Below are 18,791 nucleotides of genomic sequence, written 5' to 3'. Positions count from 1 at the left end.
CGGATGGCCGAACCCGTACCCGTGACCCGCGACGTCGATCTGGGCACCGCCAAGCTGCTGCCCGACGTGGACCGGGACCGGGCCTGGCTGCTGACCATGGACGGCGCGCCCCAGTCGTACGTCGACCTGGACGAGCCCACCCACCTGGAGTTCGAGTACGCCCGGCGGGTGGGCCACGTCCTCGACGCCGTCGCCGCCCCCGGCCTGCCGCTGGAGGTGCTGCACCTGGGCGGCGGCGCCCTGACGCTGCCCCGCTACACCGCAGCGACCCGTCCCGGCTCCCGCCAGCGCGTGATCGAGGCGGACCGCGGCCTGATCGGCCTCGTCGCCGAGCACCTGCCGCTGCCGGCCGGCAGCGGGATCGAGGTGTGTGCCGGCGACGCCCGGGCGGCACTGGAGGCGTCCCCGGCCGGCTCCGCCGACGTCGTCGTCGCCGACGTCTTCGGCGGCTCGCGGGTGCCCGCGCACCTGACCTCGGTCGAGTACGCCCGCGCCGCCGCCCGGGTGCTGCGCCCGGGCGGCCACTACGTGGCCAACCTCGCCGACGGGGCGCCGTTCGCCTTCCTGCGCTCCCAGGTCGCCACGTTCGCGGCGGTCTTCCCGCACCTGTGCCTGATCGCCGAGGCGCCGATGCTGCGCGGGCGGCGCTTCGGCAACGCCGTGCTCGTCGCCGCCCGTACCGAGCTGCCGGTGGCGGCCCTCTCCCGCCGGGCCGCCGCCGACGCCTTCCCGGCGCGGGTGGAGCACGGGACGGCGCTCGAACGTTTCACCGCCGGCGCGCACCCGGTCACCGACGCCGAGGCGACCGCCTCGCCGGAGCCGCCGGGCGGCACCTTCACCGTCGGCTGAAGCCGGCCGTTCAGGACGAGGTCAGCGGCCGCAGCGTGCTCATGATCTTCTTGATGGTGTCGTCGGGCACCTCGTTGTCCTTGCCCTTGACGCCGGAGAAGATCCACGTCTGGAAGTCGCCGTTGGCGTCCTTGTAGGCCACCGAGAACGCCTTGCCGTCACTGGAGCACTTGTTGCCCTTGGGCACGTTGTTGGCGGACGTGGTGGCGGTGAAGCCCGTGATGCCGTGGTCGCTCGTGAACGGCTGCGCCTTGCCGATGTCGAACTTGCCCTTCTTCTCCTGGTCGAACATCGCCCAGGCCCAGCTGGCGGCGGAGTTCTCGGCGGCCTCCTGCAGGTTCTTGGCGCCCTGCGCACCCTTGGCCCCGGTGATGGCGGCGGAGTACGTCTCGTCGTAGCCCTTGTCGTTCTTCACGACGCACTGCTCGCGCTGGAAGTAGGCCGGCGAGGACATCGCCTCGGCCAGCTTGCCCTCCTTGCGGCCCGCCTCCGAGGTGTCGGGGATGGTCACGCCCGAACCCGTCGTGGCGACGTCCCAGTCGGCCGGCACGTCGTAGGCCACATGGCGCTTGGGGTTGACGACGACCTTCCAGCCGGCGATCACCGGCTTGGCGTCGCTGCCGCCCGCCCGCGGGTTGTTGCCGGGCGCCGCGCCGGACGGCGCCGCGGAGGAGGGGGCGCTCGCCGAGGGCGAGGCGTCCTTGGCGGCGGGCACCGGGTCCTTGCCCTTGTCGTCGTCCTTCAGCACGACCACCCCGGTGATCACGGCCGCGGCGACCACGGCCACCGCCGCACCCACCGCGATCACGGTGGTGCGCCGGTTCCGGCCGCCGTCCGGCGGGGGAGTGCCCGGCATGCCCGGTGCCGGCCACTGCGGCACGGTGGGCTGTTGCTGTGCGTAGGGGTTGGGCTGGGGAGGGCCCGACTGCGGGGGTGCGGGCTGCTGGTAGGGGTTGGGGTATCCGTACCCGGGCTGCTGGTACGGGTTGCCCTGGGGACCCTGCGGGTTCTGCGCTCCGCCGGGCTGCTGCTGTCCTGGCCACATGGCCGACAACCATATAGAGGGCCCGGGAACCCCGGGTAACCGGCGGCCCCTTCCCCACCAGGCTACTGACTGGTAACTTTCGCGGCATGTCACAGAGCCCGACTTCGACCGGCGATCTCCTCGCGGCGACCGTGCCCATGGTCCGCACCCTCAACCTGGAGTTCGAGGAGACCGGCGCCGAGCGCGCCGTGCTGCGCCTGCCCGACCAGCCCGCGTACCACAACCACGTCGGCGGCCCGCACGCCGGCGCCATGTTCACCCTCGCCGAGTCCGCCAGCGGCGCCATCGTGCTCGCCGCCTTCGGCGACCAGCTCGCACGGGCCACGCCGCTGGCCGTGCGCTCCGAGATCGCCTACAAGAAGCTCGCCATGGGCCCGGTCACCGCCACCGCCGAGCTCGGCCGCCCCGCCGCCGAGATCCTCGCCGAGCTCGACGCCGGCGAGCGCCCCGAGTTCCCCGTCCGTGTCTCGATCACGCGCGAGGACGGCGCGGAGACCGGCGAGATGACCATCTGGTGGACGCTGCGTCCGAACAAGTAGGCGCCCCCGGTCAACCGCGGGGGCCCTGGGGGAGTCCTACCTCCAGTAGGCTTCCCGGCGTGCGCCCTGCGGCGCACGCCGGGAAGCAGGTCGTCGTACGGGGAAGGAACCGGCGTTGCACATCCAGGAGTGGCTCGAGACAGTACCGGCGATCGCCGTCTACCTCATGGTGGGCGGAGTCATCGGGCTGGAGAGCCTGGGCATCCCGCTCCCCGGTGAGATCGTGCTCGTCAGCGCCACGCTGCTGGCCGCCTCCCAGGACCACATCAACCCCTACGTCCTGGGTGCCTGTGCGGTCGCGGGCGCCATCGTCGGCGACTCGATCGGCTACCTGATCGGCCGCAAGGGCGGCAAGCCGCTGCTGGAGTGGCTCGGCCGCAAGTTCCCCAAGCACTTCGGGCCCCACCACGTGGCCACCGCCGAGCGGTCCTTCCACAAGTGGGGCATGTGGGCCGTCTTCGTGGGCCGCTTCATCGCCCTGCTGCGCATCTTCGCCGGCCCGCTGGCCGGTGTGCTGAAGATGCCGTACTGGAAGTTCCTCATCGCCAACGTCCTCGGCGGCATCGTCTGGGCGGGCGGCACGGTCGCCGTCATCTACACCGTGGGCAAGGTCGCCGAGGAGTGGCTCAAGCGCTTCTCCTGGCTGGGCCTGGTGGCCGCCCTGCTCTTCGGCCTGGGCTCGTTCGTCGTGATGCGCATCCGCGCGAAGAAGACCGCGGCGGCCCAGGAGGCCGCGCAGCCCGCCGAGCCCGAGGCGGTCGCCGCCGCCGAGTGACGGCCCATCGGCCGCGTACGACGAGGGCCCCCGGTGCAGCGAGCACCGGGGGCCCTTGCCGTACGGCTGCGAGAGGTGCAGCCGCGAGGGGTACGGCTGGGTGTCGTTGCGCCTGTGATCTGCGCCGCACCCTCCGGCGTCCCGGCGCGGTGTCGCATACGGTGCGCAGTGGATCGACCGGTGCGCGGCGAGGAGCGGACATGACGCAGCAGGCACTGATCAGGGGCGTGGCCGGCAAGGAGCCGCGCGTGGACGCGACCGCGTTCACCGCGCCGACCTCCGTCGTCCTCGGCGACGTCACCCTCGGCCCCGGGGCCAGCGTGTGGTACCACGCGGTCCTGCGCGCCGACTGCGGCCCGGTCGTGCTGGGCGCCGGCAGCAACATCCAGGACAACTGCACCGTCCACGTCGACCCCGGCTTCCCCGTCACCGTGGGCGAGCGCGTGACGGTCGGGCACAACGCCGTCCTGCACGGCTGCACGGTGGAGGACGACGTGCTGATCGGCATGGGCGCGACCGTCCTCAACGGCGCCCGCATCGGCGCCGGTTCGCTGGTGGCCGCGCAGGCGCTCGTGCCGCAGGGCATGCAGGTGCCGCCGGGCTCGCTGGTCGCGGGCGTGCCGGCCAAGGTCCGGCGGGAGCTGACCGAGGAGGAGCGCGCGCACATCCGCCTCAACGCCGAGATGTACACGGGCCTGGCCGCCGCCCACCGCGAGGCCATGGAGGGCTGAGCGCCGTCAGGGCGCCGCCACGCCGGTGATGCGGGTCAGGGCGTCCCCGAGGGCGCCGGCCCGCTCGGGGCCCTCGCGCCAGCGGGCGCCGATGTGGCCGTCGGGGCGGACGAGCAGGGCTCCGTGCGGACCGAGGTCGCAGGGGCCGGTGTGCTCGGCGGGAAGTGCCTCGACGCGCAGCGGCCACGGTCCGGCGGCGGGGCGCGTCCACCGGGCGGGGTCCGGGGTGAACAGGGTGAACCACGGGCCGCAGGCGTCGAGCGTGGAGCGGCCGGGCGTGAGCCACAGGTGCGGCATGCGGTGGCCGGGGTGCGGGATGGGGACGTAGTCGGTGCCCGTGCCGGGCGACTCGGGCGGGGCGTCGGCGCCGGGCAGGACCGCGCCGGAGCGGTAGGCGACGCCGAGCACGAGGCCGAGCTGGGCGAAGTACTCCTGCGACCAGGGCAGTTCCACCCGGTCCGGGGCGGGCCCGGCCCGTCGGCGCTGCTCGGCGCGCCGGCTCTGCACCTCGACCAGGAGCCGGGTGTTGGCCACCGTCTGCCGCAGGGTCCGGTGGGCGACGGGTTCCCGTTCCTCGCCGTAGGTCTCCGGCAGGGCCGGGCCGGCCCACCCGTGGAGGGCGCCAGCCAGTTTCCAGCACAGGTTGTGCACGTCGCCGAGGCCGGTGTTCATGCCCAGGCCGCCGACGATCGGCATCGCGTGCGCGGCGTCGCCGGCGAGCAGGACGCGGCCGTGGGCGAAACGGTCGGCGACGAACGCGTTCATCACCCAGTGCTGCACCCGCACCACCTCGGCCCGCACCCCTGCGCAGGGACCGAGGGCCTGCGCGACGAGGCCGGGCCAGTCGGCGCGCCCGGCGTCCTCGGGCGTGGGGACGAACCAGGCCCAGCCGCCCTCGGGGTGGAGCGGGGCGACCATGCCGTGCGCGGTGAAGTAGACCCCGGCGGGCCGGCCGGCGCACCAACGGTCGAGGTCGGCGTCGAAGACGACCGTGGTGAAGTTCCCCAGCGCCCCGGGGCCGGTGGTGCCGGTGCCCAGCAGCTGCCGGACGGTGGAGCTCGCGCCGTCCGCGGCCAGGACGTACCGGGCCCGCACGCGCGTCGTGCCGCCGCGCCGGTGGTCGGCGAGGGTGGCCACGATGCCGTCGTCGTCCTCGCGCAGGCCGGTGAGCTCGGCCCCGAACCGTACGGGCGCGCCGGCCGCGGCGAGCAGGAGGGGCTCCAGCCGGTCCTGCGAGGTGACCACGCCCCGCACGGGGCTCTCGGGCACGGGGGCGTCGATGCCGACCATGGCGGCGGTGGCGAAGTCGGGGCCGTCCAGGGTGTCCCGGAAGCGGATGCGGCCGTACTCCGGCGGGAAGGCCACGGCCGTGATCGCCGCGGCGAGCCCGAGGTGGCGGAAGATCTCCATCGAGCGCACGTTGACCAGCCGGGAGCGGGGGAACGGCGACAGCTCGTCGTGCTTTTCCACCAGCAGCGTCGGCACGCCCCAGCGCTCCAGCAGCGCGCGGGCGGTGAGCCCGACCGGGCCGCCGCCGACGATCAGTACGGCCGCCGGGGGCTCCTCGCGCCCGGGACCGCCGCCGGGGCCGGCCCGACCCGTCATGGGACCACTGTGGTGCCACCGCCGGCCGGCCGCAACGGGGCCGGCCGGCGTCAGCCCGTCGCGAGGAGCACCGTGCCCACCAGGGCCAGGCCCGCACCCGCGGCCTGCACCGTGCGCAGCCGCTCGCTGAGGAAGCCGCGCGCGGCCAGCGCGGTGACCACCGGGTAGAGCGAGGCGAGCACGGCCGCGACCGTCACGGGCCCGCTGTGCGCGGCGATGCTGTAGGTGCCGTTGGCGGCCACGTCGGCCAGTCCCACGAAGGCGAGGGCGGGCAGGGCCCCGCGCAGCGCGCTCCGGCCGCCTTCGGGCAGCGCGGGGGAGCCGCGGCGCACGGAGGCGTACAGGGCGCCGGCGCCGACGACCACGTTGCACAGACGCTGGACGAACAGGGCGAGGAAAAGACCCGTCAGATTGTGCGAGGCCTCGGCGATCAGGGCCATCACGGAGCCGAAACCGAAGGCGGCGACGAGGGTGAGCACGAGGGTCTGCCGCTGGACGGGTGCCCCGCCCAGGCCCGGGCCGCTGGCGAGGACGACGCCGGCGACGGCCACCACGATGCCCGCGAGCTGCAGCAGGCCGGGCCGCTCGCCGAGGACCAGGCCCACGCCCACGGGGACGGCGACGCCGCCGAGCGCGCCGAGGGGGGAGACCACGCCCATGGGGCCGAGCGCCAGGGCCCGGTAGAAGGCGAGCATGGCGGCGGGGCCGACCACGCCGGCCGCGACCGCGTACCACAGCTGCGGTCCGGCCTCGGACCAGCCGCCGGTGCCCACCACGATCGTGCCCAGCGCGACGACGGCGAGCAGTTGCGAGACCAGGACCACGGTCAGCGCGGGCATGCGCCGGGTCAGCAGCCCTCCGCCGAAGTCGGCCAGCCCCCACATCAGGCTGGTGAGCAGGGCGAAGACCGGTGTCATGGGGAAGACCTCGCAGTACAGTGTGATGGACGGTGGCGTCCACGACACCGTAGTGCATGAGACTGAACTTCTTGAAACATTATTTTCGACGGGATGAACGGGACGGATCGTGACGGACCTCGACCAGCTCACGCAATCGCTCGCCCGCAACCTCAAGCACTGGCGTGCCGAGCGGCACTTCACGCTCGACGCCCTCGCCGCCCGCTCGGGGGTCAGCCGCGGCATGATCATCCAGATCGAGCAGGCCCGGACCAACCCCAGCGTCGGCACCACGGTCAAGCTGGCCGACGCGCTCGGCGTGAGCATCACCACCCTCCTCGACTACGAGCAGGGCGCCCGCGTGCGCCTCGTCCCGCGCGAGCAGGCGGTGCGCATGTGGTCCACCGAGGCCGGCAGCCACACCTCCCTGCTCGTGGGCACCGACGCCCGCGGACCGCTGGAGCTGTGGGACTGGCGCATCATGCCCGGCGACAGCAGCGTCTCCGACCCCCACCCGGCCGGCACCGTCGAGCTGCTGCGCGTCACCGCGGGCGAGCTCACCCTCGTCGTCGACGGCGAGGAACACCTGCTGCCGGCCGGCACGTCCGCCACCTTCGAGGCCAACGTGCCCCACACCTACCGCAACACGGGCACCGAACCGGTCGAGATGACCATGGCCGTCGCCGTCCCGCCCGCCCGCTGACCGCTCCGCGCGGACGGGCGGGCGCCGCTCACGGGTGCACCGGCCGCCGGGAGACGTCGAGCGACAGGGCGAGCGAGTGCTCGGCGAACCCCAGGCTCCGGTAGAGCGCTTCGGCGTCCGGCGTCGCGTGCAGGTCCACGCGCGTGACGCCCCGCTCGGCGAACCAGCCGAGCAGCGCCTCGGTCGTCGCCCGGGCGTACCCCCGGCCCCGGTACCGCGCGTCCGTGGAGACCGTGAAGACGAAACCGAAGCGCCCGGTGGGATGGCCGGGCGCCGGCAACCGCTCCTCCAGCCGTCCCACCGCGCACGCCGCCAGATGTGCGGGCCCGTCCCCCGGGACGCCGTCCACGACGAACGCCCCGAGGAGCGGCCGCGCGGCCGCCAACTGCTCCCGGGCCATCCGCTCGGCCTCCCGCTCCCAGGGACCGGGCGCGTCACGGCCCTCCATCGCGGCGAACATCAGCCGGCGCAACCGTACGATCTCGGCGGCGTCCTCGGGGCCCGCCGGGCGTGTGGTGATCATGAGTGGACGCTAACGCAGCCCCCGGCCGCCGGGATCACCAGGCGGGCAGCGCACCCCCGGGCCCCTGGCCCGGGGCGCCGGCCTTCTGCCGCCGCGCGGCCCGCAGGCCCAGGGAGGGGATCTCGATCGCCGGGCAGCGGTCCATCACCATCAGCAGCCCGGCCGCCCGCGCCCGGTCGTAGGCGTCCTCGTCGACCACCCCGAGCTGGAACCACAGCGCCTTCGCGCCGATCGCCACGGCCTCGTCCGCCACCGCGCCCGCCAGCTCCGAGCGGACGAAGACGTCCACCACGTCCACGTCGAAGGGAATCTCCGCGAGCGAGGCGTACCCCCGCTCGCCGTGCACCGTCTCCGCCCTGGGGTGCACGGGCACGACGCGCTTGCCGTACTGCTGCAGGATCCCGGCGACCCCGAAGGCCGCACGCCGCTCGTTGGACGACAGACCGACCACCGCCCAGGTGTCGCCGGTCTCCTCGATGATCTTCCGGATGATTCCCGGTTCTGCGTACATGCCCGCTCAACGACCGCCCACCGCCCCCCATTCCCGCCCGCGGGCGAGCATTTAGGCTGGCGGGATGCAGGACGAGTACCGCACGGTGGCGCGCGAGGGCGTGCACGAGATCGAGATCAACAAGTCGCGCTTCCTCTGCGCGCTCGCGCCCGCCGCGACCGAGGAGGAGGCCCAGGCGTTCCTCGCCCGCGTCCGCAAGGAGCACCCCACCGCCCGCCACCACTGCTGGGCCTACGTCCTCGGCGCCGACGGCTCCGTGCAGAAGGCCAGCGACGACGGCGAACCCGGCGGCACCGCCGGCGTCCCCATGCTGCAGATGCTGCTCCGCCGCGACATGCGCTACGTCGTCGCGGTCGTCACCCGCTACTTCGGCGGCGTCAAGCTCGGCGCCGGCGGCCTGATCCGCGCCTACGGCGGAGTGGTCGGCGAGGCCCTCGACACCCTCGGCACCGTCACCCGCCGCCGCTTCCGGCTCGCCACCGTCACCACCGACCACCAGCGCGCCGGAAAACTGGAGAACGAACTGCGCGCCACCGGCCGGGACGTGCGCGAGGTCGCCTACGGCAGCGAGGTCCGCATCGGGATCGGCCTGCCCGAGGCCGACGTCGAGGACTTCCGCGCCTGGCTCGCCGACACCACCGCCGGCACCGCCCGCCTCGACCTCGGCGGAGAGGCGTACGGCGACGCCTGAACAATGAGAAACTCAAGCCTGGTGAGGAATGGGATGCCGCGAGAAGCGGAAGTGGCACGGGGCGACAGCGGAGGAGACGAGATGCGGGCCGGAGCCCTGCGGTGAGGCTGCTGCACACCTCCGACTGGCACCTGGGCCGGTCCTTCCACCGCGTCGGCCTGCTGGCGGCCCAGCGCGCCTTCCTCGACCACCTCGTGCACACCGTGCGCGAACATCGCGTCGACGCCGTCCTCGTCGCCGGCGACATCTACGACCGGGCCGTGCCCCCGCTCGCCGCCGTCGAGCTCTTCGACGAGGCCCTCCACCGCCTCGCCGCCCTGTCGGTGCCCACCGTCATGATCTCCGGCAACCACGACTCCGCCCGCCGCCTCGGCGTCGGCGCCGGCCTCATCGACCGCGCCGGCATACACCTGCGCACCGACCCCGCCACCTGCGCCACCCCCGTCGTCCTGGCCGACGACCACGGCGACGTCGCCTTCTACGGCCTGCCCTACCTCGAACCCGCCCTCGTCCGCGACCAGCTCGGCGCCGACGGCACCGGCCACGCCGCGGTGCTCGGCGCCGCCATGGACCGGGTCCGCGCCGACCTCGCCGCCCGGCCCGCCGGCACCCGCTCCGTCGTCCTCGCCCACGCCTTCGTCACCGGCGGCACCCCCAGCGACAGCGAGCGCGACATCACCGTCGGCGGCGTCGCCTCCGTGCCGCCCGAGACCTTCGCCGGCGCCGACTACGTCGCCCTCGGCCACCTGCACGGCTGCCAGACCGTCGGCGAACGCGTCCGCTACTCCGGCTCCCCGCTCGCGTACTCCTTCTCCGAGGCCGACCACCGCAAGACCATGTGGCTCGTCGACCTCGGCCCCGCCGGCGAGATCACCGCCGAGCGCGTCGACTGCCCCGTGCCCCGGCCCCTGGCCCGCCTCCGCGGCCACCTCGCCGACCTGCTCGCCGACCCCGCCCTCGACGCGCACGAGGACGCCTGGGTCGAGGCCACCCTCACCGACCCCGTGCGACCGGCCGACCCCATGGCCCGCCTCGCCCGCCGCTTCCCGCACGTCCTCAGCCTGCTGTTCGACCCCGAACGCGCCCCCGGCGACGACGCCCCCGCCTCCTACGCCCAGCGGCTGCGCGGCCGCACCGACCAGCAGATCGCCGAGGACTTCGTCGCCCACGTGCGCGGCAAGGGCCCCGACGACGCCGAACGCGCCGTGCTCACCGCCGCCCTGGACGCCGTACGCACCGAGGACGCCGCCCGCGAGGTGGCCCGGTGAGACTCCACCGGCTGACGATCACCGCGTTCGGGCCCTTCGGCGGCACCCAGCACATCGACTTCGACGACCTGTCGGCGGCGGGGCTCTTCCTGCTCCACGGCCCCACCGGCGCCGGCAAGACCTCCGTCCTCGACGCGGTCTGCTACGCCCTGTACAACGAGGTCCCCGGCGCCCGGCGCGGCAGCGACCTCGCCCTGCGCAGCGACCACGCCGACCCCGGCACGGCGACCGAGGTCGTCCTGGAGTTCACCGTCGCCGGCCGCCGCCTGGAGGTCACCCGCCGGCCCGAACAGCTGCGGCCCAAGAAGCGCGGCAGCGGCCTGACCAAGGAGAAGGCCTTCAGCGCCCTGCGCGAGAAGCCCGCCGGGGCCGCCGAATGGAAGGGCCTCAGCCGCTCCCACCAGGAGATCGGCGAGGAGATCAAGCAGCTGCTCGGCATGAGCCGGGAACAGTTCTGCCAGGTCGTGCTGCTGCCGCAGGGCGACTTCGCCCGCTTCCTGCGCGCCGAGGACGCCGCCCGCGGCAAGCTGCTGCGCAGCCTCTTCGGCACGGGCCGCTTCCTGGCGGTCGAGGAGCGCCTGGCCGACCAGCGCCGCTCGGCCGAGGCCCGCGTCCGCACGGGTGACGAGCACCTCCTGGCTCTGGCCCACCGCATGCAACAGGCGGCGGCGGACCCCACCCTGCCGCAGGTGGCCACACCGTCTCCGTCGACGGCCGTGCGGGACGGCTCCCGCCGCGCGCCGGGGCCGTCCGGTGCCGGGCTGCTCGGCGGGGAGCCCCCCACAGGGGGCCCGGGGGGCGAAGCCCCCGGACGGGGTACGGGGCGGAGCCCCGAAGCGGGGGTTCGGGGGCGCAGCCCCCAGGAAACGGTGAAAGGCCGGGACCGGGGCCCCTCCCCCTCCGCACGCCGCGCCACCGTGCCCGCCCAGGGCCGCCGCCCCGCCGAGCCCCCCGTCCTCGCCGCCGGCGAGCCGGGGCTCGCCGAGGCCGTGCTCGAGTGGGCCGCCCTCGCCCGCAGCAACGCGCGCGAGGCACTCGCCGTCGCCGACGTCGCCGTACGGGCCGCCGAGGACGCCCACCGCGACGCCCGGCAGCACGCCGAGAGCGCAGCCCGCCTGGCCGCGAACCGGCTGCGCCACGCGGAGGCCGTACGCCGCGGCGAGGCGCTGGCCGCGCGCCGCGACGCCCACGAGGAGGCCCGCGCCCGCCTGGAGCGCGCCGCGGCCGCCGAGTCCGTCGCGCCGGCCCTGGAGCTGCGCGCGAAGGCCACCGCCGCGCACCGCGCCGCCGTCACCGCCGAGGAACAGGCCCGCGAGGCGCTGCCCGCCGCGCACCGTGCCGACGGCGCCGACGAACTGGCCGCCGCCGAGCGCACCCTGCGCGAGGAACTCGGCGCCCTCTCGGCCGCCCGCCGGGCCGAGGAGCGCGCCGCCGGCATCGTCGCCGAGACCGCCGCCCTGGAGGCCGAGGCCCGCGCCGACGAGGAGGCGCTGGCCGAGGCCGACCAGTGGCTCGCGGTCTGGGAGACCACACGCGAACGCCACCGGCAGCGCATCGAGACCGCCCGGGACGCGGTCGGCCTGGCCGAGCGGCTCGCCGGAGCGCTCGAGCCCGCCCGGCGCCGCCTGGAGGCCGCCCGCCGCCGCGACGCCCTCGCCCGGCAGGTCGAGGAGGCCGAGGCCGGCCTGCCCGCCGTGCGCACCGAGGCCCTCGACGCCCGCGCCCACTGGCTCGACCTGAAGGAGCGCCGCCTGGACGGCATGGCCGCCGAGCTCGCCGCCGGCCTGCAACCGGGCCGGGCCTGCGCGGTGTGCGGCGCCACCGAGCACCCGGCCCCGGCCCGGCCCGGGGCCGGCCACGTGGACCGGGCGGCCGAGGAGGCGGCCCTGGCCGCCCACCAGCACGCCGAGGCGCGCCGCGAGGCCGCCGAGGGCCGGCTGCGCTCCCTGCACCAGGAACTGGCCGCGGCCACGGCCGAGGCCGGCGACGAGAGCACCGCCGGCCTCGCCGGCGCCCTCGCCGAGCTGACGGACCGGCACGCCGCCGCCACCCGCGCCTCCCACGACCTGCTGCCCACCCGCGAGGCGCTGGCCGCGGCCGAGCGCGAGTACGAGCGGCGCCGCGAGGACCGGCAGCAGGCCGGGCTGCGCCTCGCCTCCCGCACCTCCCGCCGCGAGAACCTCGAACGCGAACGGCAGTCGCTGCAGCACGAACTGGACCGGGCCCGCGGCGGCGAGGCGAGCGTCGCCCACCGGGCCGCCCTGCTGGAGGACCGGCTGGCGGCCCTGGCCGCCGCGGCCGAGGCCGCGCGCGAGGCGGCCCGCACGGCCGCCGCCCTGGCGGCCGCCGAGGCGGACCTCGCGGGCGCGGCTGCCCGCGCCGGCTTCGCCGACCCGGACGAGGCGGCCGCCGCGCTGATGGACGCGGACGGGCGGCGGGAGCTGAGCCGGCGGCTCGAACAGTGGCGGGCAGCGGAACTGGCGGTGGCCGCCGAGCTGGCCGACCCGGAGCTGCTCGCGGCGGCCGCCGCGCCCCCCGCCGACCCGGAGGCCGCCCGGGCCGAGGCCGAGACCGCGCACGAGGCGCTGCAGCGGGCCTTCGCCCGCGCCGCCGCGGCCCGTACCCGCTGCGAGGAGCTGGACCGCCTGTCCGCCGAGGCCGCCGCCGACGTGCGGCGGCTCGCGCCGCTGCGCGAGGAGTACCACCGCGTGGCGGAGCTGGCCGCGCTGGCCGCCGGCACCTCCGCCCGCAACGAGCTCAAGATGCGCCTGGAGTCCTACGTGCTGGCCGCCCGGCTGGAGCAGGTCGCGGCGGCGGCGACGGCCCGCCTGCAGCGGATGTCGGCCGGGCGCTACACGCTGGTCCACTCCGACGCCAGGACCGGCGGCCGCGGCCGCTCCGGCCTCGGCCTGCACGTCGTCGACGCCTGGACCGGCAGCGAGCGCGACACGGCGACCCTCTCCGGCGGCGAGACGTTCTTCGTCTCCCTCTCCCTGGCCCTGGGCCTCGCCGACGTGGTCACCGAGGAGGCCGGCGGCACCCGGCTGGAGACCCTCTTCATCGACGAGGGCTTCGGCAGCCTCGACGAGCAGACCCTCGACGAGGTGCTGGACGTCCTCGACTCCCTGCGCACCCGCGACCGTGCCGTGGGCATCGTCAGCCACGTCGCCGACCTGCGCCGGCGCATCCCCGCTCAGCTGCAGGTGGTCAAGGAGCGCTCCGGCTCGGCCGTGCGGCACCGGACGGCTCGCTGCGCCGGCTGAGGGAGCGGCGGGGGAGCGGCGAGGAGTACACGACGCTGGTCGTCACCGCGCCCAGCGCCCCGACGCGGCCGGCGACCTCCTCCAGGTGGCGCATGGAGCCGGCGGCGACCTTCAGCACGAAGCAGTCGTCGCCGGTGACGTGGTGGGCCTCCAGGATCTCGGGCGTGGCGGCCAGCAGGTCGTGAAAAGGTTTGTAGTTGCCGTTGGGGTAGCGCAGCCGCACGAACGCGAGGACGGGCAGTCCCAGCTTCTCCGGATCCACGACGGCCGTGTAGCCGCCGATCACCCCGGCCTCCTCCAGCCGCCTGACCCGCTCGGTGACCGCGCTCGCGGACATGTTCACCGCGCGCGCCAACTCGGCGTAGCCGGCACGGCCGTTGCTCTGCAGGGCGTCGAGGATGCGCCAGTCGGTGGCGTCAGGGGAATACCCGGTCATGGGCGATGTCTAGCAGCGGAATCCCCGGCAGGGCAATACCTTTCCCGTGGATCGTTCGTTCCGGCGAATGATCACGGACCGTAGGTTTACCGGCATGACGAACACCGCCATGACACGCACCGCCATGACGCACACCGCCGTCACCGCCACCCTCGCCTCGCCCGCCGAAGCGGCGGCCCACTTCGCCGCCCGGCTGACCTTCTACACGGACGTCGCCGACGTCCACGCCGCGCTGGCCGCGGGCACGGCGGACTTCACGGTGGTCGACTGCCGTTCCACGGCGGCGTGGGACCAGGGCCACGTGCCCGGTGCCGTGCACCTGCCCACGGCGCAGATCCCGCAGCTGGCCGACGAGTTCCTGGATGCGGCCGTGCCGGTCGTCGTCCACTGCTGGGGCCCCGGCTGCGACGGCGCCGCGCGGGCGGCCCTGGCGCTGGCGCGCCGGGGCTACCGGGTGAAGGAGATGCTGGGCGGCATCGAGTACTGGATCCGCGAGGGGTACGAGGTCGAGACGTGGCAGGGCCGCACGCAGTCCGCCCCCGACCCCCTGACGGCGCCGGTCGACGGCGCCGACTGCGGCTGCTGACGCCGCGAGCGCACGCCGGGGGACGGGGAACGGGCGGGGTGGGGGAACACCCCCTCTGGGAAGGATCCCGGTAGCCGTCAGGAAGGGGTCCGCCATGCCGCACCGGACCAGAACCGCGCACGACCCCGTGCACCACCCCCTCTTCGCGCGCTTCTACGCGCGCGTCGCTCCCGCCCTCGACGAGCGCGCCGGGGTGCGGGCCCACCGCCGCGAGCTCGTGGCCGGGCTGTCGGGGCGCGTGATCGAGATCGGCGCCGGCGCGGGGCTGAACTTCGCGCACTACCCCGGCACGGTCTCGGAGGTCGTGGCGATCGAACCGGAGCGCCTGCTGCGCCGGCTGGCGGTGGAGGCCGCCGTGCGGGCCGGGGTGCCGGTGGACGTGGTGCCCGGTGCCGCCGAGGCGCTGCCCGTCAAGAGCGAGGCGTTCGACGCGGCGGTGGTGAGCCTGGTGCTGTGCTCCGTCCGCGACGTGCGGCGGTCGCTGGCGGAGCTGCGCCGGGTGCTGAGGCCGGGCGGCGAGCTGCGGTTCTACGAGCACGGGGTGGCCCGCGGCCGGGTGCCGGCGCAGGTGCAGCGGGCCCTGGACCGTACGGTGTGGCCGGTGCTGTTCGGCGGGTGTCACACCGCCCGCGACCCGCTGGCGGCGATCGAGGCCGCCGGGTTCGAGCAGGTGACCTGCAGACGGTTGCTGGTGCCGGGCGGCAGGATCCCGATGCCGCACGCGCCGCACGTCCTGGGCTCGGCCAGACGCCCGGCGGACGGGTAGGGGCGCCGGAAAAACCCCGGGCAAGCGGAGGAGCCCTCCCTTACGGTGGCGATCGTCAAGATCATCGATCACCGTGGGGTTCTCCATGACGCACCGGACCGACCGGCCCTTCCGCTTCGCCGTCAACATGTTCACCGCCGGCACGGGCGCCCAGTGGCGCGAGAAGTGCCGCCGGGCCGAGGAGCTCGGTTACGACGTGATCCTGGTGGCCGACCACCTCGGCATGCCGGCCCCCTTCCCCTCCCTGGTGGCCGCCGCCGAGGTCACCGAGCGGCCCCGGCTGGGCACCTATGTGCTCAACTCCGGCTTCTACAACCCGGCACTGCTCGCCCGCGAGGTCGCCACGACCGATCTGCTGACCGGCGGCCGCTTGGAGTTGGGCCTGGGCACCGGCTATGCGCAGGCCGAGCACGAGAGCGCCGGCCTGCCGTTCGGCTCGCCGCGCGAGCGCGTCGAGCACCTGGCCCGTACGGTCGACGAGGTCGGCCGGCTGCTCGCGGACCCCGGGCACGTGCCCGCGGCCGTCCAGCAGCGCGTCCCGGTCGTGATCGGCGGCAACGGCGACCGGGTGCTGCGCCTGGCCGCCCGGCACGCCGCCACCATGGCCTTCACCGGGGGCGGCGCCGGCCCCGACGGGGCGCCGCGACTGCACGCGCCCGCCGCCCTGGAGGAGCGCGTGGCCGCCTTCCGCCGCTTCGAGGCCGAGCGGCCCGAGGATCTCGCGCCCGCCGAGCTGAACTTCCTGGTCCAGATCGTGACCGTCGGCGGCGACCCGTTCGCCAGGACCGGCGACCTGATCGGTGACGTGGCGCATCTCACCGAGGAGGAGCTGCTGGACCACCCCGCGCTGCTCTCCGGCTCCGTCACGGAGATCGCCGAGCGCCTGCGCTCGCACCGCGCGCGGTACGGCTTCAGCTACTTCACGATCCTGGAGCCGTACATGGAGGAGTTCGCACCGGTGATCGAGCACCTGCGCGACTGAATCCCACGCTGTTTTGCCTCTCCTTTACCATGGAGGGGCATCAGTACAGCCGACGGCATCCCGCACACGAAAGGTGTGAGCGTCCGCCCATGGGCGAGCCTCCCAGTAGCCACCCCCGGAACCGACATCGCGCGGTCCTTCCGCCCCTGCCCGACCATGGGACGGAGGTGAACCGATGACCGAGCTCCTCCTCCTGGGGATCGCGCTGCTGCTCACGCTGGCCTGCGCCGTCTTCGTCGCCGCGGAGTTCTCCCTCACCACCGTCGAGCGCGCCGAGCTGCAGCGCGCGGCCGAGAAGGGCGAGCGCGGCGCCGAGAGCGCGCTGAAGGCCGTGCGCGGCCTGACCTTCCAGCTCTCCGGCGCCCAGCTGGGCATCACCCTCACCGGCCTGGTCATCGGCATGCTCGCCAAGCCGTCCATCGCCGCCCTGCTCACCGGCCCGCTGACGGCCGCGGGCCTGCCCGCCTCGGCGGCCTCCTCCACCGCGCTGGTGCTGGGTACCGTCCTGTCCACCGTGGTGCTGATGGTCGTCGGCGAGCTGGTCCCCAAGAACTGGGCGATCTCCCGGCCGCTGCCCGTCGCCCGCCACGTCGCCGGCGCGCAGCGCGCCTTCAGCACGGCCTTCCGCCCGCTGATCCGGCACCTGAACAACAGCGCCAACCACATGGTGCGCCGCCTGGGCCTGGAGCCCTCCGAGGAGCTCGCCACCGCGCGCGGCCCGCAGGAACTCATCGCCCTCGCCCGGCACTCCGCCCGCGCGGGCGCCCTGGAGGCGGACACCGCCGAGCTGTTCGTGCGCACCCTGAACCTGGCCGACCTGACCGCGGAGAACGTGATGACCCCGCGCGTGCAGGTCATCGCCCTGGACGAGCGCGCCACCGCCGAGGACGTCGCCAACGCCACCCTGGCCACCGGCCTGTCCCGCTTCCCGGTCTACCGGGACACCCTCGACACCGTCGTGGGCACCGCCCACATCAAGGACGTCCTCGCCATACCCGCCGACGAGCGCCCCCGCCGCCCCGTGGCCGGCCTCTTGCGCGAGCCGCTGTTCGTGCCGGCGTCCCTGACCGTGGACCGGCTGCTGGACCGCCTCTCCGGCAGGCGCACCATGGCCATCGTCATCGACGAGTACGGCGGCACCGCCGGCGTCGCCACCCTGGAGGACATCATCGAGGAGGTCGTCGGCGAGGTCCGCGACGAACACGACCCCATGGAGCTGCCCGACCTCGCCCCGGCCGGCCGGGACCCCGAGGGCCGCAAGCGCTACGACGCCGACGGCGCCACCCGCACCGACCAGCTCGAACACATCGGGCTGCGGGCCCCCGAGGGCCCCTACGAGACGCTCGCCGGACTCGTGGCCGCCGTGCTCGGCCGCATCCCCGTCCGGGGCGACACCGTGGCGGCCGGCGGCTGGCGGATCGAGGTCACCGACGACTCCGGCCGCCGCGCCGCCCGCGTCCTGCTGACGGCCCCCCTGCCGCACGAGCGGCAGGCGAGCGCCGACGGCACCGAGGAGGCCGGCCGATGACCTTCCTGCAACTGCTCATCGGCCTGGCCACGCTCGTGGCCAACGCCTTCTTCGTCGGCGCGGAGTTCGGCATGATCTCCGTGCGCCGCGGCCAGATCGAGCCGTACGCCGAGCAGGGCGACCGCCGGGCCCGGGCCGTGCTGTGGGGCCTGCAGCACATCTCCGCGCTGATGGCGGCGGCCCAGCTGGGCATCACCCTGTGCACGCTGGTCCTCGGCGTGGTCGCCGAGCCGGCCATCGCCGACCTGCTGGGGCCCGTCTCGGACGCGGTGGGCCTGCCGCACCAGCTGGTCCACCCGGTCTCGTTCGTCATCGCGCTCGCCGTCGCGACGTACCTGCACATGCTCTTCGGCGAGATGGTGCCCAAGAACATCGCGCTCGCCGAGCCCGTGCGCACCGCGCTGCTGCTCGGCCCGCCGCTGGTGACGCTGGCCCGCGCCCTGCGCCCGTTCGTCTTCACCATCAACCAGCTGGCCAACGGCGCGCTGAAACTGCTGCGGGTCGAGCCCAAGGACGAGATCACCGCCGCCTTCTCCGACGAGCAGCTCTCCCGCATGGTCGCCGACTCCAGCGAGGCCGGCCTGCTCGACTCGCGGGCCACCGCACGGCTGCGCGACGCCCTCAAGCTCGGCACGCGCCCGGTCAAGGACGTGGTCATGCCGCTGGAGAAGGTCGTCTCCGCCCCCTTCGGGATCACCCCCGAGGAGCTGGAGCACCTGGCCGCCTCCTCCGGCTACTCCCGCTTCCCCGTGACCGACGACGCCGGCCGGATCCTGGGCTACCTGCACGTCAAGGACGCCCTGGACGCCCGGCCCCGCACCGCGCCCTTCCCGCTGCGCCGGCTGCGGCCCATCGCCCGGGTGCAGGCGGACACCCCGCTCGACGACGTCATCCGCGCCATGAGCCGCACGGGCGCCCATCTGGCCGCGGCCATCGGCGAGAACGACCGGCTCACCGGGCTGGTCATGCTCGAGGATGTGCTCCGGCAGCTGGTGGGCACCCGCGCGTGAGAACCTGCCGGCGGTAGGATCTGCGGGCCATGCCGATGAATGCCGTGCCGAGGAACAAGGGCCCGCAGGACGAGGGCCCGCAGC

19 protein-coding genes are annotated in these 18,791 nt (G+C 75.0%); 13 read left to right on the top strand and 6 right to left on the bottom strand.

Going from position 1 to position 18,791, the window contains the following annotated elements; genetic code table 11:
- The first annotated feature begins 3 nt into the window (after window positions 1–3).
- Window positions 4–849 (top strand): spermidine synthase, encoded by an 846-nt coding sequence (locus AC27L3_RS02680; protein WP_487232355.1) that lies wholly within the window; start codon window positions 4–6, stop codon window positions 847–849.
- Window positions 850–859: 10 nt separating this feature from the next.
- Here the strand turns inward: AC27L3_RS02680 and AC27L3_RS02675 are convergent, their stop codons facing one another.
- Window positions 860–1,894 carry a DUF8017 domain-containing protein gene (locus tag AC27L3_RS02675; RefSeq protein ID WP_487232354.1) on the bottom strand — a complete coding sequence of 345 codons (1,035 nt, stop codon included), beginning with the start codon at window positions 1,892–1,894 and terminating at the stop codon, window positions 860–862.
- Window positions 1,895–1,980: 86 nt separating this feature from the next.
- Between AC27L3_RS02675 and AC27L3_RS02670 the strand changes: the two genes are divergently transcribed.
- From AC27L3_RS02670 to AC27L3_RS02660, 3 genes are all read left to right on the top strand, one after another.
- Complete coding sequence (locus tag AC27L3_RS02670; RefSeq protein WP_487232353.1) at window positions 1,981–2,433, top strand: DUF4442 domain-containing protein; 453 nt, start codon at window positions 1,981–1,983, stop codon at window positions 2,431–2,433.
- Between the two features lie 115 nt (window positions 2,434–2,548).
- Window positions 2,549–3,208, top strand: coding sequence for a DedA family protein (locus AC27L3_RS02665; protein WP_487232352.1), 660 nt, complete (start codon window positions 2,549–2,551; stop codon window positions 3,206–3,208).
- 200 nt (window positions 3,209–3,408) lie between these two features.
- Complete coding sequence (locus AC27L3_RS02660; protein WP_487232351.1) at window positions 3,409–3,939, top strand: gamma carbonic anhydrase family protein; 531 nt, start codon at window positions 3,409–3,411, stop codon at window positions 3,937–3,939.
- 6 nt (window positions 3,940–3,945) lie between these two features.
- Here the strand turns inward: AC27L3_RS02660 and AC27L3_RS02655 are convergent, their stop codons facing one another.
- Complete coding sequence (locus tag AC27L3_RS02655) at window positions 3,946–5,544, bottom strand: FAD-dependent monooxygenase (RefSeq protein WP_487232350.1); 1,599 nt, start codon at window positions 5,542–5,544, stop codon at window positions 3,946–3,948.
- A gap of 50 nt (window positions 5,545–5,594) precedes the next feature.
- Window positions 5,595–6,461 (bottom strand): EamA family transporter, encoded by an 867-nt coding sequence (locus tag AC27L3_RS02650; protein ID WP_487232349.1) that lies wholly within the window; start codon window positions 6,459–6,461, stop codon window positions 5,595–5,597.
- A 109-nt stretch (window positions 6,462–6,570) separates the two neighbouring features.
- Between AC27L3_RS02650 and AC27L3_RS02645 the strand changes: the two genes are divergently transcribed.
- Window positions 6,571–7,143 carry a helix-turn-helix domain-containing protein gene (locus AC27L3_RS02645; RefSeq protein WP_487232348.1) on the top strand — a complete coding sequence of 191 codons (573 nt, stop codon included), beginning with the start codon at window positions 6,571–6,573 and terminating at the stop codon, window positions 7,141–7,143.
- Between the two features lie 28 nt (window positions 7,144–7,171).
- On the opposite strand, the gene AC27L3_RS02640 is transcribed toward AC27L3_RS02645, so the two are convergent.
- Window positions 7,172–7,666, bottom strand: coding sequence for a GNAT family N-acetyltransferase (locus tag AC27L3_RS02640; RefSeq protein WP_487232347.1), 495 nt, complete (start codon window positions 7,664–7,666; stop codon window positions 7,172–7,174).
- Window positions 7,667–7,700: 34 nt separating this feature from the next.
- Window positions 7,701–8,177, bottom strand: coding sequence for a CoA-binding protein (locus tag AC27L3_RS02635; protein WP_487232346.1), 477 nt, complete (start codon window positions 8,175–8,177; stop codon window positions 7,701–7,703).
- Between the two features lie 64 nt (window positions 8,178–8,241).
- On the opposite strand from AC27L3_RS02635, the gene AC27L3_RS02630 reads away from it, so the two are divergent.
- From AC27L3_RS02630 to AC27L3_RS02620, 3 genes are all read left to right on the top strand, one after another.
- A complete protein-coding gene (locus AC27L3_RS02630) occupies window positions 8,242–8,868 on the top strand; it encodes a YigZ family protein (protein ID WP_487232345.1) in 627 nt (208 codons plus the stop codon).
- A 101-nt stretch (window positions 8,869–8,969) separates the two neighbouring features.
- Window positions 8,970–10,136, top strand: a complete 1,167-nt coding sequence (locus AC27L3_RS02625) for an exonuclease SbcCD subunit D (RefSeq protein WP_487232344.1) — start codon at window positions 8,970–8,972, stop codon at window positions 10,134–10,136.
- Window positions 10,133–13,399, top strand: a complete 3,267-nt coding sequence (locus AC27L3_RS02620; RefSeq protein WP_487232343.1) for an AAA family ATPase — start codon at window positions 10,133–10,135, stop codon at window positions 13,397–13,399. Before AC27L3_RS02625 ends, AC27L3_RS02620 begins: the two co-directional genes overlap by 4 nt.
- On the opposite strand, the gene AC27L3_RS02615 is transcribed toward AC27L3_RS02620, so the two are convergent.
- Window positions 13,344–13,835, bottom strand: coding sequence for an Lrp/AsnC family transcriptional regulator (locus AC27L3_RS02615; RefSeq protein ID WP_487232342.1), 492 nt, complete (start codon window positions 13,833–13,835; stop codon window positions 13,344–13,346). The genes AC27L3_RS02620 and AC27L3_RS02615 overlap by 56 nt on opposite strands.
- A gap of 94 nt (window positions 13,836–13,929) precedes the next feature.
- Here AC27L3_RS02615 and AC27L3_RS02610 point away from each other — a divergent pair, with 94 nt between their 5' ends.
- The 5 genes from AC27L3_RS02610 (at window position 13,930) to AC27L3_RS02590 (ending at window position 18,707) form a co-directional block, all read left to right on the top strand.
- Entirely contained in the window at window positions 13,930–14,421 is a 492-nt protein-coding gene (locus AC27L3_RS02610; protein ID WP_487232341.1) for a rhodanese-like domain-containing protein, read from the top strand.
- 94 nt (window positions 14,422–14,515) lie between these two features.
- Window positions 14,516–15,187 (top strand): class I SAM-dependent methyltransferase, encoded by a 672-nt coding sequence (locus AC27L3_RS02605; RefSeq protein WP_487232340.1) that lies wholly within the window; start codon window positions 14,516–14,518, stop codon window positions 15,185–15,187.
- 85 nt (window positions 15,188–15,272) lie between these two features.
- Window positions 15,273–16,169 carry a TIGR03621 family F420-dependent LLM class oxidoreductase gene (locus AC27L3_RS02600; RefSeq protein ID WP_487232339.1) on the top strand — a complete coding sequence of 299 codons (897 nt, stop codon included), beginning with the start codon at window positions 15,273–15,275 and terminating at the stop codon, window positions 16,167–16,169.
- A gap of 175 nt (window positions 16,170–16,344) precedes the next feature.
- A complete protein-coding gene (locus AC27L3_RS02595) occupies window positions 16,345–17,697 on the top strand; it encodes a hemolysin family protein (protein ID WP_487232338.1) in 1,353 nt (450 codons plus the stop codon).
- Window positions 17,694–18,707, top strand: a complete 1,014-nt coding sequence (locus AC27L3_RS02590; protein ID WP_487232337.1) for a hemolysin family protein — start codon at window positions 17,694–17,696, stop codon at window positions 18,705–18,707. Before AC27L3_RS02595 ends, AC27L3_RS02590 begins: the two co-directional genes overlap by 4 nt.
- Window positions 18,708–18,791 lie beyond the last annotated feature (84 nt).

The organism is Streptomyces sp. PKA51, assembly GCF_057552455.1.
This window is presented reverse-complemented; position numbering and strand designations above follow the sequence as displayed.

Bases quoted from the DNA above. Each gene is read 5' to 3' on its own strand.
- AC27L3_RS02680 (WP_487232355.1), top strand. From the start codon at position 4: ATGGCCGAACCCGTACCCGTGACCCGCGACGTCGATCTGGGCACCGCC.
- AC27L3_RS02675 (WP_487232354.1), bottom strand. From the start codon at position 1,894: ATGTGGCCAGGACAGCAGCAGCCCGGCGGAGCGCAGAACCCGCAGGGT.
- AC27L3_RS02670 (WP_487232353.1), top strand. From the start codon at position 1,981: ATGTCACAGAGCCCGACTTCGACCGGCGATCTCCTCGCGGCGACCGTG.
- AC27L3_RS02660 (WP_487232351.1), top strand. From the start codon at position 3,409: ATGACGCAGCAGGCACTGATCAGGGGCGTGGCCGGCAAGGAGCCGCGC.
- AC27L3_RS02655 (WP_487232350.1), bottom strand. From the start codon at position 5,544: ATGACGGGTCGGGCCGGCCCCGGCGGCGGTCCCGGGCGCGAGGAGCCC.
- AC27L3_RS02650 (WP_487232349.1), bottom strand. From the start codon at position 6,461: ATGACACCGGTCTTCGCCCTGCTCACCAGCCTGATGTGGGGGCTGGCC.
- AC27L3_RS02640 (WP_487232347.1), bottom strand. From the start codon at position 7,666: ATGATCACCACACGCCCGGCGGGCCCCGAGGACGCCGCCGAGATCGTA.
- AC27L3_RS02635 (WP_487232346.1), bottom strand. From the start codon at position 8,177: ATGTACGCAGAACCGGGAATCATCCGGAAGATCATCGAGGAGACCGGC.
- AC27L3_RS02630 (WP_487232345.1), top strand. From the start codon at position 8,242: ATGCAGGACGAGTACCGCACGGTGGCGCGCGAGGGCGTGCACGAGATC.
- AC27L3_RS02615 (WP_487232342.1), bottom strand. From the start codon at position 13,835: ATGACCGGGTATTCCCCTGACGCCACCGACTGGCGCATCCTCGACGCC.
- AC27L3_RS02610 (WP_487232341.1), top strand. From the start codon at position 13,930: ATGACGAACACCGCCATGACACGCACCGCCATGACGCACACCGCCGTC.
- AC27L3_RS02605 (WP_487232340.1), top strand. From the start codon at position 14,516: ATGCCGCACCGGACCAGAACCGCGCACGACCCCGTGCACCACCCCCTC.
- AC27L3_RS02600 (WP_487232339.1), top strand. From the start codon at position 15,273: ATGACGCACCGGACCGACCGGCCCTTCCGCTTCGCCGTCAACATGTTC.
- AC27L3_RS02595 (WP_487232338.1), top strand. From the start codon at position 16,345: ATGACCGAGCTCCTCCTCCTGGGGATCGCGCTGCTGCTCACGCTGGCC.
- AC27L3_RS02590 (WP_487232337.1), top strand. From the start codon at position 17,694: ATGACCTTCCTGCAACTGCTCATCGGCCTGGCCACGCTCGTGGCCAAC.